11 protein-coding genes are annotated in these 15,494 nt (G+C 66.7%); 7 read left to right on the top strand and 4 right to left on the bottom strand.

What is annotated here, in order from left to right:
* Positions 1–13: 13 nt before the first annotated feature.
* From ACQ7JA_RS02120 to ACQ7JA_RS02140, 5 genes are all read left to right on the top strand, one after another.
* Positions 14–2,062: an NAD(+) synthase gene (locus tag ACQ7JA_RS02120; RefSeq protein WP_430894255.1), complete on the top strand. Its 2,049-nt coding sequence runs from the start codon at positions 14–16 to the stop codon at positions 2,060–2,062.
* A gap of 13 nt (positions 2,063–2,075) precedes the next feature.
* The gene (locus ACQ7JA_RS02125) at positions 2,076–2,414 is read left to right on the top strand and encodes a P-II family nitrogen regulator (RefSeq protein ID WP_227812064.1); all 339 of its coding nucleotides are present in this window, start codon (positions 2,076–2,078) and stop codon (positions 2,412–2,414) included.
* A 154-nt stretch (positions 2,415–2,568) separates the two neighbouring features.
* Positions 2,569–4,020: an ATPase domain-containing protein gene (locus ACQ7JA_RS02130; RefSeq protein ID WP_430894256.1), complete on the top strand. Its 1,452-nt coding sequence runs from the start codon at positions 2,569–2,571 to the stop codon at positions 4,018–4,020.
* Positions 4,017–5,672, top strand: coding sequence for an ATP-binding protein (locus tag ACQ7JA_RS02135; protein WP_430894257.1), 1,656 nt, complete (start codon positions 4,017–4,019; stop codon positions 5,670–5,672). Before ACQ7JA_RS02130 ends, ACQ7JA_RS02135 begins: the two co-directional genes overlap by 4 nt.
* A gap of 74 nt (positions 5,673–5,746) precedes the next feature.
* Positions 5,747–7,354: a DUF4139 domain-containing protein gene (locus ACQ7JA_RS02140; protein WP_430894258.1), complete on the top strand. Its 1,608-nt coding sequence runs from the start codon at positions 5,747–5,749 to the stop codon at positions 7,352–7,354.
* Here the strand turns inward: ACQ7JA_RS02140 and ACQ7JA_RS02145 are convergent.
* From ACQ7JA_RS02145 to trxB, 4 genes are all read right to left on the bottom strand, one after another.
* On the bottom strand, positions 7,351–7,956 hold the full coding sequence (locus ACQ7JA_RS02145; protein WP_430894259.1) for a trimeric intracellular cation channel family protein: 606 nt from the start codon (positions 7,954–7,956) through the stop codon (positions 7,351–7,353). The two genes, ACQ7JA_RS02140 and ACQ7JA_RS02145, sit on opposite strands and share 4 nt — an antisense overlap.
* Before the next feature lie 161 nt (positions 7,957–8,117).
* The gene (locus ACQ7JA_RS02150; protein WP_430894260.1) at positions 8,118–10,301 is read right to left on the bottom strand and encodes an ATP-binding protein; all 2,184 of its coding nucleotides are present in this window, start codon (positions 10,299–10,301) and stop codon (positions 8,118–8,120) included.
* 113 nt (positions 10,302–10,414) lie between these two features.
* The gene (locus tag ACQ7JA_RS02155) at positions 10,415–11,083 is read right to left on the bottom strand and encodes a Smr/MutS family protein (RefSeq protein ID WP_430894261.1); all 669 of its coding nucleotides are present in this window, start codon (positions 11,081–11,083) and stop codon (positions 10,415–10,417) included.
* Positions 11,084–11,097: 14 nt separating this feature from the next.
* Positions 11,098–12,063, bottom strand: coding sequence for a thioredoxin-disulfide reductase (gene trxB / locus ACQ7JA_RS02160; protein ID WP_430894262.1), 966 nt, complete (start codon positions 12,061–12,063; stop codon positions 11,098–11,100).
* Positions 12,064–12,258: 195 nt separating this feature from the next.
* Between trxB and ACQ7JA_RS02165 the strand changes: the two genes are divergently transcribed.
* Entirely contained in the window at positions 12,259–14,769 is a 2,511-nt protein-coding gene (locus tag ACQ7JA_RS02165) for a DNA translocase FtsK 4TM domain-containing protein (RefSeq protein WP_430894263.1), read from the top strand.
* An 82-nt stretch (positions 14,770–14,851) separates the two neighbouring features.
* Complete coding sequence (gene lolA, locus ACQ7JA_RS02170; protein ID WP_430894264.1) at positions 14,852–15,487, top strand: outer membrane lipoprotein chaperone LolA; 636 nt, start codon at positions 14,852–14,854, stop codon at positions 15,485–15,487.
* The last annotated feature ends 7 nt before the right edge of the window (positions 15,488–15,494 follow it).

The raw sequence follows: 15,494 nt of genomic DNA on the forward strand, positions 1-15,494 counted from the left end.
GAAAGACTCACCAATGACAAACCGATTCTTCAACCTCTATACGCACCACTTCGCCCGCGTCGCCGTGGCCATTCCGCGCGTACGCGTCGCCGACCCGGCCTTCAACGTCGGGCAGACCCTGAACCTGGCGCGCCAGGCCGCCGATGAAGGCGCCGTGCTGGTTGCCTTCCCCGAACTCGGCCTGTCCGCCTACAGCTGCGACGACCTGTTCCACCAGCGCGCGCTGCTCGACGGCTGCCTGGCCGGCCTGGCCCGGATCGTCGAGGCCTCGACGACGTTGCCGCTGGCGCTGGTCGTCGGCCTGCCGCTGAAGGTCAATCACCAGCTCTTCAACTGCGCCGCGGTCATCGCGAACGGCCGGGTGCTGGGGGTGGTGCCCAAGAGTTTCCTGCCTAATTATGGCGAATTCTACGAATCCCGGCAGTTCAGTGCCGCGGATTGCGCGGCGGTCGAGCAAATCGACCTGTTCGGCGCGACCGTGCCCTTCGGGCCCAACCTCCTGTTCGAGATCGGGAACCTGCCCCTGTTCCGATTCCACGTCGAGATCTGCGAAGACGTGTGGGTGCCGATCCCGCCGTCCTCGTTTGCCGCCATGGCCGGCGCCACGGTGCTGGTGAACCTGTCGGCCTCGAACGTCGTGGTGGGCAAGAGCGGCTACCGCCACCAGCTGGTCAGCCAGCAGTCGGCGCGCTGCCTGGCGGCCTATCTGTACACCTCGGCCGGCCGCGGCGAATCGACCAACGACATGGCCTGGGACGGCCAGTCGCTGATCTACGAGAAGGGCGAGCTGCTGGCCGAGTCGGAACGCTTCAGCGACGATTCGCACGTGATCTACGCCGACGTCGACCTCGACCGCCTGTCGAACGAGCGCATGCACGCGACCACCTTCGCGCAGTCGGTGCGCCGCCATGCGGACGAGGTGTCCAGGTTCCGCCTGGTGCAGTTCCAGCTCGACCTGCCGCTGGACCAGGACATGCCGCTCGCCCGCACCGTCGAGCGCTTCCCCTACGTGCCGGCGGACCGGGCGCGCCGCGACGAGCGCTGCACGGAGGTCTACAACATCCAGGTGCAGGCCCTGATCCAGCGCCTGTCCAGCACCGGCATCGAGAAGGTGGTGATCGGGGTCTCGGGCGGGCTCGATTCCACCCACGCGCTGCTGGTCTGCGCCAAGGCCATGGACCGGCTCGGGCTGCCGCGCACCAACATCCTCGCCTACACCATGCCCGGCTTCGCCACCAGCGAGCGCACCCTGCACCAGGCCAATGAGCTGATGCGCGTGGTCGGCTGCAGCGCCCGGCTGATCGACATCCGCCCGAGCTGCATCCAGATGCTCAAGGACCTCGGCCACCCCTACAGCGAGGGCAAGCCTGACTACGACATCACGTTTGAAAACGTGCAGGCGGGCGAGCGCACCAACCACCTGTTCCGCCTCGCGAACTTCCACAACGCGATCGTGATCGGCACCGGCGACCTGTCCGAGCTGGCGCTGGGCTGGTGCACCTACGGCGTGGGCGACCACATGTCGCACTACAACGTGAACGCGAGCGTGCCGAAGACCCTGATCTCCTACCTGGTGCGCTGGGTGGCCGAGACCGGCGCGGTCGTCCAGGATGGTGCGGACGTGCTGCTGCGTATTCTCGACACCGAGATCAGCCCGGAGCTGGTGCCGGGCGGGGACAAGGACGGGAAGCCCGCCCAGATCACCGAGAACACCATCGGCCCCTACGAGCTGCAGGACTTCAACCTGTACTACACGATCCGCTACGGCTTCAAGCCGAGCAAGGTCGCCTTCCTTTCCTGGAGCGCCTGGCATGACCGCGAGGGGGGCAGGTGGCCGAACGCGGCCGGCACGCGCAACCAGTACGAGCTGGGGGCGATCAAGAAAAACCTCGGTATCTTCCTGTGGCGCTTCTTCAAGACCAGCCAGTTCAAGCGTACCTGCGTGCCGAACGGGCCGAAGGTGGGCAATGGCGGCTCGCTGTCGCCACGCGGCGACTGGCGCGCACCGTCGGATTCCGAAGCCACCGTGTGGCTGGATGACCTGAACAATATTCCTGACTGAGAGAGACAAGAACATGAAACAGATTACCTGCGTGATCAAACCCTTCAAGCTCGACGAAGTGCGCGAGGCGCTGGCGGACGTCAACGTCACCGGCCTGACCGTCACCGAAGTGAAAGGCTTCGGCCGCCAGAAGGGCCACACCGAGCTGTATCGCGGCGCCGAGTACGTGGTCGACTTCCTGCCCAAGGTGAAGATCGAAGTGGTGGTGGACGACGGCATGGCCGATCAGGTGGTCGACGCCATCATCAAGGCGGCCCGCACCGGCAAGATCGGCGACGGCAAGATCTTCGTGCAGAACGTGGAGCAGGTGATCCGTATCCGCACGGGCGAAACCGGGGCCGACGCCGTTTAAGCGGCACACGGGACCCAGCTTTTGTAGGTCTTTTCCGGCGCGCGCAAGCGAAGCGTGGTCAATCGTACGGCAGAAAGATGCGTTAAGATAGTTGAAAGATTATCTGTTTTGCAATTATCGTTGTCATCGCTCTTCAACCTACGCAGAGACTTCCATGAGCGACATTGAAAAGATTCATACCGGTATTCCCGAGCTCGACCAGGTGCTGAGGGGCGGGCTGCCCAGGCAGCGCATCCATCTCATCGAGGGAAGGCCCGGCACGGGCAAGACCACCATCGGCCTGCGCTTCCTGATCGACGGCGCCGAAAAGGGCGAGCGCTGCCTGTATATATCGCTGTCCGAGACCGTCGAGGAGTTGCAGGCGACCGCGCGCAGCCATGGCTGGTCGCTCGACGGTATCGACGTGAGAGAAGTGGTGCCCGCCGAATCCCAGCTCGAGCACCAGCAGAGCGTGCTGTTTCCCTCCGAGGCGGAACTGAGCCAGACCATCGGGGCCATCACGGACACCATCCAGGAGCGCCAGCCGGTGCGCATCGTGATCGACTCGATGTCGGAACTGCGCATGGTCGCCAACGATCCGATGCGTTACAGACGCCAGATCGTTGCCCTGAAGCGCTTTCTCCTGCAGCAGGACTGCACCACGCTCCTGATGGACGACCTCACCGACGAACCACGCCAGTTCGACCTGCAGGGCACGGTGCACGGGGTGATCACGCTCGACCAGCGCGAGCGCGAATTCGGTGCGGCGCGCCGGCGCCTGCGGGTGGTCAAGATGCGCGGCGCCGAGTTCCAGAGCGGCTGGCACGACTTCGCCATCACCTCGCGTGAGATCTACGTCTTCCCCAGCCTGATCGCCGAGGAACACAAGGGCCAGCGCACGCGCGAAACCGTGACCAGCGAAGTCGCGGAGCTCGATGCGATGCTGTGCGGCGGCCTGGTGCGCGGCACCTCGGCGATGATCCTGGGTCCGACCGGGGTCGGCAAGTCGTCGCTGGCCCTGCAGTACGCCAACGTGGCGGCCGAGCGCGGCGAGCACGTCGCGTACTTTGCTTTCGACGAGACCAAGGATACCCTGCTCGACCGCGCCAATGGCCTGTCGATGCGGGCCGGCGACGCCATCGACTCCGGGAACATCTTCTGGGAGCGGATCAATCCGACCCGCATCACGCCCGGCGAATTCATCTGGAAGGTGCGGCGCCAGGTGGAAGACCACGATGCCGCGGTGGTCGTCATCGACAGCCTGAATTCCTACCTCGAGACCATGCACGAGGAAGCCGCGCTGATGCTGCAGATGCACGAGCTGCTGAGCTACCTGGCGAACCAGGGCGTGCTCTCGCTCCTGATCGTCAACCAGTCCGGCGTGCTGCAGGACGTGCGCGACACGCTCGACGTCGGCTTCATCAGCGACACGGTGATCCTGCTGCGCTACTTCGAGGCAGAGGGTTCGGTGCGCAAGGCGATCTCGGTGGTCAAGAAGCGTCCCGGACGCCACGAGACCAGCATCCGCGAATTTTCCCTCACCAGCAGCGGGATGGCCGTGGGCGAGCGGCTCCAGGACTTCCAGGGCGTGCTGACCGGCGTGCCGCGCATCGCGCCCGGGCCATGACGGATCCGCGCAAGCCAGGCTGGGACCTTGTCGCGGCCATCTGCGCGCCCTACGGCCAGGATGGCCTTGCACTGGCCGCGCAGCTGGAACAGTGGGGCGCGCACCCGCGCCTCTGCGCGGACGGCGAGGCCCTGAAAGCAGCCGTTCTCGACCCTTCGCTGACGCTCCTGCTGGCGACCGACGATGCACTCGAGACCCATGCGGCCGAGCTGGCGGCGGCCCTGCGCGAGCAGCCGGCCTGGTCCGACCTGCCGATCATCGTCTTCAGCGCCCAGGCCAATAGCGGCGGCTCGCAGCAGCAGTGGGCCTTCCTGCGCCAGTTCGCCAACCTGACCGTGCTCGCGCGTCCCAGCCCCGCCAACGTGCTGCGCGCGGCCTTCGACGCCGCCTGCCGTGCGCGGGCCTGGCAATTCACGGTGCGCGAGCAGATGCAGACCCTGTCCGCCGCTGCGGGGCTGCTCGAGCAGCGCGTGCTCGAGCGCACCGCCGAACTGTATGCGGAAGTGGAGACCCGCAAGCGCGTGGAGAGCGCCCTGAACGAATCGCGCAAGCTGGAAGCCATCGGTCGGCTGACGGGCGGCGTGGCCCACGACTTCAACAACCTGCTGCAGGTGATCCAGGGTTCGACCACGCTGCTGCCCCTGGTGGAGCCGGGCGGCGAGCGCTTCCAGCGCGCCCTGCACGCAATCCAGCGCGCCGCATCGCGCGGCGCCAAGCTGACCCACCAGCTGCTCGCTTTCGGCCGGCGCCAGGCCCTCAGCGGAGGCGCGCTCGACATCGCCGGGCAGCTGGAAGAGATGCGCGACCTGCTGCAGCAGTCGCTGCGCGAGCAGATTCCGCTCACCCTCGACATCGAGCCCGGCCTGTGGCTGGCCGATGCCGATTCCACCCAGCTCGAAGTGGCGCTGCTGAACCTGGCCGTGAACGCCAAGGACGCCTTGCCGCGCGGCGGCAAGGTGACCATCGGCGCCTGCAATCTCACCCTGCCGTCGCCGAAGGTCGGCGAGACCGAGCTGCGCGGCGAATTCGTCTGGCTCACCGTCGCCGACAATGGTCCCGGCATGGCGCCCGAGGTCGAAGCGCAGGCCTTCGATCCCTTCTTCACGACCAAGCCGGTCGGCGCCGGTACCGGCCTGGGGCTGAGCCAGGTGTATGGCTTCGCGAAGCAGTCGGGCGGGACGGCCTGGATCGACACCTCGCCCGAGGGCACCAGGGTGTCGATCCTGCTGCCGCGCAGCAAGGCCGCGGTGGCGCCGGACAAGGAAGCCGGTGGCGACGTGGCGCCGCTCGCGGTCGCGGGCAGGCGCGTGCTGCTGGTCGAGGACGACCCCGAAGTCGCCGACGCGACCCTGACCCTGCTCGAGAACCTGGGTTGCAGCACCACGCTCGCGCGCGACGCGCAGGAGGCGCTGCGGCAGCCGCTGGACGCCTTCGACCTGCTGTTCTCGGATGTGGTCATGCCCGGTGCGATGGACGGCATCGGCTTGGCGCGCCGGGTGCGCGAGCTGCGCCCGGGCATGCCGATCCTGCTTGCCAGCGGCTACGTGGTGGCGCCCGAGCGCCTGCAGGGGCTGTCGATCAGTGTCCTGGCCAAGCCCTACACCCAGGAAGAATTGCGCAAGGCCCTGGGGCGCCTGCTGGCCGGCCAGTGACATTCGGTGGCTTTTGCCACGCCCGCCATCTGCTAAGCTCGCGGCTATCCGTCTTTTTTACCGCAGAGAACCCAATGGCACGCAACAGGCACTGGTCCCTCCTCCTCGCGCTCGGCGCGTCCCCCGCTCACGCCGTCGAGGCGCCCATCCAGAGCGTCACGCTCTACCCCGGCAGCGCCACGGTGGAGCGCGTGGTGCAGGTGGCGCCGGGCGGCTCCCTGGTCGAGATCACCGGCCTGCTGGCCAACTTCAACACCGACACGTTGCGCCTGCAGGCCGACCCCGGCATCCAGGTCGGCCAGGTGGTGACGCGCGACCAGGCGCAATCCGAGAACCCCAGCCCACGCGCGGCCGAGCTGGAAGCGAAGATCCAGGCGCTGGAAGACCAGGTCGCGGCGATCGATGCGCAAGCCAAGGCGGCGCAGGTGGTGCAGGGCTACCTCGAACGCCTGGGCGGCGCCGACAACGCGGCGGGCCGCCCGGCGCCCGTCGATCCGAAGGCGCTGGCCGGCACGCTTGACGCGATCCGCAAGGGCGCGAGCGAGGCCCTGCAGCGCGTGCACGACGGCGAGGTCAAGAAACGCGCGCTCACGAAGCAGCTCGAGGTCTTCCGGCGCGACCTGGTCAAGGTCCAGGCCAGCACCCGCGAAAGCCGCGTGATGACGGTCGCCGTCTCCGCGAAGCAGGCGGGCCGGATCGTGCTGTCTTACCAGGTCAACCGCGCCGGCTGGAAGCCGGCCTACCGTGCTTCGCTGGATTCGAACGCGTCGACGGTCGACATCGAACGCATGGCGACGATTTCACAGAAGACCGGCGAGGACTGGAGCCGCGTGAAGCTGCGCCTGTCGACCGGCCAGCCGAGCCTGTCGGTCAATGCGCCGGACCCGTCTCCCTGGCTGCTGACCTGGCAGCCGCCGGTACAGCAGCAGTTCGCGGAATCCTATCTCGCCGCGCCCGCGCCGCCACCGCCGCCTGCGCCTTCGATGAGCCAGCGGCGGGTGGCCGTGAAAGGCTCGGCCGTGGCGGACGACTACGTCGCGCCGGTGCTGGAGACGCAAGGGAACTTCACCACCGAATTCGAGGTGCCGGCGCGGGTCGACCTGGCCTCCGACGGACGCGAGATCTCGGTCGCGCTGTCGCGCCAGGCGATGCCGGTCAAGCAGAGCGTGCGCATCGCGCCGCGCTACTACCGCGACCTGGCGGTCCTGACGATCGACGCGCCGCGGCCCGAGGGTGTCTGGCTGCCCGGCCAGGTGCAGCTGCGCCGCGACGGCGCCTACGTCGGCTCCCTGCACTGGAATCCGCAGGAGGAGGAGCGCTTCGCCATGGCCTTCGGACGCGATCCGCTGGTGCGCGTGACGGTCGAGAACCGCAACGAGAAATCGGGCCAGAAGGGCCTGTTCAGGCGCGACAACGAGCGCCGCATCGCCGATACCTACGTGGTGCAGAACCTGCACCGCCAGCCGATCGACGTGCTGGTGCTGGAGCCGACGCCGGTCAGCCAGTCGGACCAGGTGCAGGTGAAGGTGGCGCTCAGCCCCGCGGCCACCGTGAAGGACTGGCAGGGGCGCCGCGGCCTGATGGGATGGGAGCGCAGCTTGAAACCGAACGAGACGGCGCGCTTCGACATGGACTACGAGATCGCCTATCCGAAGGAAGGCAGCGTGAGCGGCCTGAACTAGCGTCCCATGCGCAGGTCGAACTTCCAGGTAATCAGGCGCAGGCCGCTGATGAACAGGGCGCTCGACCACAGCGCGAAGTCGTGCTCGACGCCGTACTTGCCCATCAGGAGGAACATCCAGTTGCCGAGGAAGGCGCAGATGGCGTAGGGCTTCCCGTCGCGGAAGACCATCGGCACCTCGTTGCAGACGATGTCGCGCAACACACCGCCGAAGATCCCGGTGATCACGCCCATCATCGAGGCGATGAAGATCGGCATGTTGGCGTCCAGGGCCGCCGAAGTGCCGGCGATCGAGAACAGGCCCAGGCCGACGGCGTCGGCGATGACGATCAGGCGCTCGGAGACGATCTGGCGCAGCGTGCGGATCAGGGGAGAGGCGACCAGCGCCAGCACGAAGATCAGGATCGCGTATTCCTGGTGGATGACCCAGAACAGGGGGCGGCGGTCGAGCAGGATGTCGCGCAGGGTGCCGCCGCCGAATGCGGCAATGAAGGCCACCGTGAAGACACCCACCAGGTCCATGCGCTTGCGCCTGGCTTCGATGAAGCCCGAGAAGGCGCCGACCAGGATCGCCATGATTTCGATGAACTTGATGAGGGTCATGCGGTAAGGAAGAGCCCGTGATGTTGCTAGACTACCATGCCGCTGTGCTTTTAAGTAGGGTGGGCGGTCCCCGCCCACGCGTTCACATTTCGCTCGCGGTGTGAGGACGCGTTCCGAACCGCATAGGCCAATTCAACGCGCGGTCGGCGAAGCCGACCACCCTACAAGAGCGGAAGCCTGACCGAGAAGATGACTTCATTGCCATCATGGCGATACGCGATCTCGCCATGGTGCTCGCGCACGATCTGCTGCGCGATGTAAAGGCCCAGCCCCATGCCCGTGCGGTTGCGCGGGTTGTTCAGGGAGGCGCGCTTGAAGGGATTGAAGAGCGTGGCCGCGACTTCCGGCGGGATCGGGTCGCCGGCGTTGCTGACGTCGACGACCGCCTCCTTGCCCTGCACGGTCACGCACACGCGCACCGGCTTGCCCGCCGCGCCATGGTGGCGCGCGTTGCTCAGCAGGTTGGACAGCACCTGGGCCAGGCGGCCGCTGTCGGCGTTCACCGTCGCCGGCTCGTCGCAGGCCAGCTGGAAGGGAATGGCCGGGTAGGCCATGCGCGCCTCGTCGATCAGGTCTTCCACCAGCGCCGTCAGGTTCACGGGCTCGAGCGTCACGCCCAGGCCCAGGCCGCCGTCGATGCGGCTCATGTCCAGTACCTGGGTGATCATGCGCTGCATGCGGCTGGTGGAGGACTGGATGCGCTTGCCGATGATCGGCTGGGCGCTGCCTTTCTCCAGCACCATGCCGGCCATATTGATCGAGTGGAGCGGGTCGCGCAGGTCGTGTCCCAGCATGGCCAGCAGCTGGGCGCGGGTCGCTTCGGTCTGGCTGCGGCGCGCGGTCATCACGCGCACCAGCTCGGCCAGCGTGAGGCGCGCATTGGCGAGGATGGTCGACTCCCAGGGGTGCGCATGGCCGCGCACCGTCTCGTACCAGGCGTCGAAGGAGCCGCGCGGCGTCAGGCGTTCGCCGAGGGGGCCGAAGGCGGTGGTCTTTTCCGGCCGGCCGCCCCAGGCGACCTGTTCGATCTGTTCGAGGCGCAGCAGCACGGTCCAGCCTTGCGCGGGCGGGTCGAAGGGCAGGGCGAGCATGCCCGCCCACTTGCCCAGCTGTGCGCGGACGGGCTCCGGCCAGTCATCCAGCTTTTCGCGCACCACCAGGTCGTGCGTGCCCTCGGGCAGCGAAGCGACGATGGCCTCGGCCAGGCCGGGCGGGAGCTCGGCGCCGTGCACGCGCACTTTGCCGTAATAGCTGGTGATCTGGGCCTGGGCCTGGGTCGCGGCCAGCATGGCGTCGGAAAAGCGGCTGAAGGTCTCCAGCGGATCGTCTTCCAGCAGCAGGTCTTCGATCAGCTTGGTGCGGGCCGAGGCGGAGCGTTCGATCATTGCCGTTTCGAGGCGCGATTCGATGCTGTGGATGGTCGATGCCATCACTTGCGCCAGCACGTCGGCCGCCATGCGGATCGAGTAGGGGACCAGCTTGCGCGACATGTGGTGGCAGGCGATCAGGCCCCACAGGCGGCCGTTGATGACGATCGAGACGCTCATCGAGGCGCCCACGCCCATGTTCTTGAGGTATTCGATGTGGACCGGCGAGACGCTGCGCAGCACCGCGTGGCTCATGTCGAGCGGCAGCGCCTCCGGCGCGCCGAGCAGGGGGACCGCCTCGTACTGCACGTCGACGATCGAGCGCAGGGTGTTCAGGATGTAGAGGCGGCGCGCCTGGGCCGGGATGTCCGAGGCCGGGTAGCGCTGGCCGAGGTAGGGCACGATATCCTCGCGCCGGCTTTCCGCCACCACGTCGCCGCTGTCGTCGGGGCGGAAGCGGTAGGCCATCACCCGGTCGAATCCGGTGAATGCACGGATCTGGTCCACGGCGCTGGCGAGCAGGCCTTCGATGGTCTGCTGGCGGCGCAGGCGGTCGATCGAGGCGTGGGCCTTGAGCGCGAAGTGGGTTACCTCGTCGGCGCCGGTTTCGCGCTGTTCGAATTCGGCGACCACACGACCCAGGCCGGCATGCACGACGCAGTCGTAGTCGGCGCCATTGAGGGAAACCGGCACCATCGAGGGCGTCACTTCGCGCTCGCCCGGGCCGATGTAGTCGATCAGGAGTTCCAGCGCCGCGGGCGGCAGGGCGAGGGAGGCGTAGGGGATGCCGAGGGTGAGCTCGATGCCGAGCATGGCCGCGGCATTCGCGCTCCAGCCTTCGAGGAAGCCGGCATCGTTGAAGAACAGGAGGGCCCCGTGGGGCTGGATCGAACCGGGGATGTGGATCGGCTCGTCGGCGCAGTTCAACAGATCGACCTGGCGGCCGTGCTCCATCAGAATCACGGAAGTACCCTTCAATTCGCCACCATCCTTTTCGTCAAATCCGGCAAATCCCGGCCGAACGTATTTTACAGATAATGCAGATGGACTGTATCGTACTGTTGCGTCAATGTTGCAGTCCGTGCGTGCTTTCACTCAAGCAGGGCGGGGCGCAGCAGGACGACCAGGGCGCCATGGCCGCCGTCCTTCTTGCCGGCCACGCAGAAGGCGACCACTTCGCTCTTCTGCACCAGCCAGCTGTGCACGATCCCGCGCAACACCGGCTGGCCTTTCGGCGAGCCGTAGCCGATGCCGTGGACGATGCGCACGCAGCGCACGCCGCGGCGATTCGCGCGGTGGAGAAAGTCGGTGACGGCGTCGCGCGCTTCGTCGCGGTTCATGCCGTGCAGATCCAGCTCGTCCTGGACCGGCCAGTGGCGCTTGCGCATCTTGCGCACCACGTCGGGGCCGACGCCCGGCTGGGCGTAACTGAGGGAGGGGTCTTCGTCGAGCAGTCCGTCGACGTCGAACAGGTCGGACAGCGACTCGCGCAGCACGGCCTCGGTTTCTTCGTCCTGCGTGAGGGGCTTGCGGTCCTGGAAGCTGCGCTCGGAGGCGACGTAGACCGGGCGGTAGACGTAGCGGTCCGATTCGGGCAGCTTGTGCACGCCCTCCATCGCGCCGCGGAATTCCACGGCGCGTTCCTTCGCGATCCGCTCGCGCTTCTCGCGTTCGGCCTGTTCGATGGCGCGCAGACGCTCGTCTTCCTTGAGCTTGTCGCGCAAGCCCTTCAGCTCGGAAAAGTCCTTCATGCCCGCCATCGTACCGCCAGTCCTTATTTTGGATCGTCTTCCAGCGCTTCCAGGTAGCGCTGCGCATCGAGCGCGGCCATGCAGCCGGTGCCCGAGCTGGTAATGGCCTGGCGGTAGATGTGGTCCTGCACGTCGCCGGCCGCGAACACGCCCGGCACGCTGGTGGCGGTCGCCATCCCTTCAGTGCCCGAACGGGTCTTGATGTAGCCGTTGTGCATCTCCAGCTGGCCTTCGAAGATGCCGGTGTTCGGCTTGTGGCCGATCGCCACGAACAGGCCGTGCACGGTCAGGTCCTTGGCGACGCCGGAATCGGTGGACTTGATGCGCAGGCCGGTCACGCCGCTGTCGTCGCCCAGGACTTCGTCCAGGGTGTGGTTCAGTTCCAGCACGATCTTCCCTTCGCCGACCTTGTGCATCAGGCGGTCGACCAGGATCGGCTCGGCGCGAAACTTGTCGCGGCGGTGGATCAGGGTGACCTTGGAGGCGATGCCGGCGAGATACAGGGCTTCCTCGACCGCGGTATTGCCGCCGCCGATGACCGCGACTTCCTGGTTGCGGTAGAAGAAACCGTCGCAGGTGGCGCAGGCCGACACGCCTTTACCCATGAAGGCCTGTTCCGACGGCAGGCCGAGGTACTGGGCCGAGGCGCCGGTGGCGATGATCAGGGCGTCGCAGGTGTATTGGGCGGAATCGCCCACGAGGCGGATCGGCTTTTCGTTCAGGAAGGTCGTGTGGATGTGGTCGAACACGATGTCAGTATTGAAACGCTCCGCATGCTGCAGCAGGCGCTGCATCAGTTCCGGACCCTGCACGCCCATCGGGTCACCCGGCCAGTTCTCGACGTCGGTCGTGGTCATCAGCTGGCCACCTTGCTCGACGCCGGTCACCAGCATCGGCTGCAGGTTGGCGCGCGCGGCGTACACGGCGGCGCTGTAGCCGGCGGGACCGGAACCGAGAATCAGGACTTTGGCGTGTTTGGTAGTCGTCATGGGTGGCTATCGTAATGAGATGAACAAGCGGAAACTGGGGGCGGCCTGCGCCGAATCAAGGCCTGGAATGCAACAGGCGAGCAACACAAGATTATAGACGATGATGCAGATGAGCATGAATCGTAGGCCGGCCCAGCTGTATATGGCTTAGAATGGGCGGATTGCCGTTAGCGATTACTTCAAGCAGCACCCAGCATGAGCAAGAATAGCCAAGCAAGCACCTCAGGATATACCCGCACCGCCCAGTCGGCACGGTCACGCCAGCCCCTGCCGGGCCGGCTGTCGCGCCTCCTCATGGAAGCGCGCTGGATCGCCATGGCCGTCGCCTTCCTGTATTTCGTGCTGATCCTGATCAGTTACAACAAGGGCGACCCGGGCTGGTCCCACGCCAACGCGGTCCCGAAGATCGCCAACCTGGGCGGCAAGGCGGGCGCCTGGCTGTCCGACCTGCTGCTCTTCATCTTCGGCTTCTCCGCCTGGTGGTGGGGCGTGATCTTCCTGCGCGGCGTCTGGCAGGGCTGGCGCCGCCTGACCGGCCGCCTGGCCCCCGCCGAGGAGCCGGCCCATGCCGGCGAAGTGTACGTACGCTGGGCCGGCTTTGCCATCATGTTCGCCGGCAGCCTGGGCCTGGAATACCTGCGCATGTGGTCCTGGAACGTCGAGCTGCCGCGCGCCGCCGGCGGCGTGCTGGGCCAGGTGATCGGCCATTCCGCCCACGTCGCCTTCGGCTTCACCGGCGCGACCCTGCTGCTCCTGCTGCTGTTCGGCCTGGGCTTCTCGCTGTTCTTCCAGGTGTCCTGGCTGGCCGTGGCCGAGCGCATCGGCGAGTCGGTCGAAGCGACGGTCGACTGGTTCCGCCTGCGCATGGAAGACATGGAAGACCGCAAGCGCGGCGAGGCGGCCGCCGTCGCCCGCGACGAGCTGGTGGTGCACGAGCGCCAGAAATTCGCCGAGAAGCACCCGGAGCCGACCCCGATCGTCAAGGCCGAGCCGATGCTCGAGGCCCCGCGTGCGCCGCGCCCCGAGCCGAAGAGCGAGCCGATGATGGAGCCGGCAATCTCGCCAATGAGCGCGCCAACGAGCGCGCCGGCCGCGGCGCCGTCGCCGGTGGCGGCAAGCGCGCCCTCGTTCAAGATTGAGCCGCAGATGACCAGCGTGCCGAAGTCCGAGCGCGCCCAGAAAGAGATGCAGACCCCGCTGTTCCACGAGCTGGCGGGCGAGGGCGGCCTGCCGCCCCTTGGCCTGCTGGACGAGGCGCCGCCGGCCCAGGAGGCCGTGTCCATCGAGACCCTGGAATTCACCAGCCGCCTGATCGAGAAGAAGTTGTCCGACTTCGGCGTCGAAGCCAAGGTCGTCGCGGCCTATCCGGGGCCGGTCGTCACCCGCTACGAGATCGAGCCGGCCACCGGCGTGAAAGGCAGCCAGATCGTCAACCTGGCGCGCGACCTGGCGCGTTCGCTGTCCCTGACCTCGATCCGCGTGGTCGAGACCATCCCGGGCAAGAACTACATGGCGCTCGAGCTGCCGAATCCGAAGCGCCAGATCGTGCGCCTGTCGGAGATCGTCGGGTCGAAAGTCTACGGCGACAGCGCCTCCGCGCTGACGGTCGCGCTGGGCAAGGACATCGCCGGCAAGCCGGTCTGCGCCGACCTGGCCAAGATGCCTCACCTGCTGGTGGCGGGTACCACCGGTTCCGGTAAATCGGTGGGCATCAATGCGACCATCCTGTCGCTGCTGTACAAGTCCGACCCGGCCGACGTGCGCCTGATCCTGATCGACCCGAAGATGCTGGAGATGTCGGTCTACGAGGGCATCCCGCACCTGCTGGCGCCGGTCGTGACCGATATGCGCCAGGCCGGCCACGCCCTGAACTGGGCCGTGAACGAGATGGAGCGCCGCTACAAGCTGATGTCGAAGCTGGGCGTGCGTAACCTGGCCGGCTATAACGGCAAGATCGTCGAAGCGGCCAAGCGCGAGGAACACATCCCGAACCCGTTCTCGATCATGCCGGACAATCCCGAACCGCTCGAGAAGCTGCCGACCATCGTCATCATCATCGACGAACTGGCCGACCTGATGATGGTGGTGGGCAAGAAGGTGGAAGAGCTGATCGCCCGTATCGCCCAGAAGGCGCGTGCGGCCGGCATCCACCTGATCCTGGCGACCCAGCGTCCGTCGGTGGACGTCATCACGGGCCTGATCAAGGCCAACATCCCGACCCGCATCGCCTTCCAGGTGAGTTCGAAGATCGACTCGCGCACGATTCTCGACCAGATGGGCGCGGAAACCCTGCTGGGCATGGGCGACATGCTCTACATGCCGCCGGGGACCGGCCTGCCGATCCGCGTGCACGGGGCCTTCGTGTCGGACGACGAAGTGCATCGAGTTGTAAAACATCTCCAGTCGCTGGGCGAACCGAACTATATTGAAGGCATTCTGGAAGGCGGCACGCTGGAAGAGGGCAATGCCGACGGCATCCCGGCGGGCGAGGGCGGCGGCGAATCCGACGCGCTCTACGACCAGGCCGTGGCCGTGGTGCTCAAGAACCGCAAGGCCTCGATCTCCCTGGTCCAGCGCCACCTGCGCATCGGCTACAACCGCGCCGCCCGCCTGATCGAGCAGATGGAGCAGAGCGGCCTGGTCTCGCCGATGCAGTCGAACGGCAACCGCGACATCCTGGTTCCCGCCACCTCCGCCGCCGAATAACCCGCGCCCACCGTAGGGTGGGCGGTCCCCCGCCCACGCGTTCAACACACGGGTGAGGGACCACAACAAGAGGAATAGACAGATGAAATTCACCCCCCAAGTCATCGCAGCATTCATCGCAACGAGCACCCTGGCGTTCTCCGGCGCCGCCCACGCCAGCGCCCTCGACCAGTTCAAGTCCTTTGTCGCCGGCACCAAGTCCGCCAGGGGCGACTTCACCCAGCAGCAAACCGGCAAGTCCAAGTCCGGCAAGGCCGCCCCGGTCTCCAGCGGCACCTTCGTGTTCGCCCGCCCCGGCAAGTTCATCTGGACCTACCGGAAGCCCTACGAGCAGCTCTTGCAGGCCGACGGCGAAACCCTGTACATCTACGACAAGGACCTGAACCAGGTCACCACCCGCAAACTCGGCAACGCCCTGGGTTCTTCCCCGGCCGCCATCCTGTTCGGCTCCAACGACCTGGAAAAGAATTTCACCCTTTCCGAAGCCGGCGAGCGTGACGGCGCCGAATGGCTGACCGCCGTGCCGAAGACGAAGGACACCACCTTCGAACAGATCGGCATCGGGCTGAAGGGCGGCGTGCCGGTGGCCATGGAACTGAAGGACCAGTTCGGCGCAGTCTCGGTCCTGAAATTCACCAACTTCCAGCGCAATCCGGCGCTGGGCGCCCAGCAGTTCAAGTTTGACGTGCCGAAGGGCGCCGACGTGGTCAGCCAGTAAGGCGTCA

This window comes from Massilia sp. BKSP1R2A-1, assembly GCF_050586525.1.
Taxonomy (GTDB): domain Bacteria; phylum Pseudomonadota; class Gammaproteobacteria; order Burkholderiales; family Burkholderiaceae_D; genus Telluria.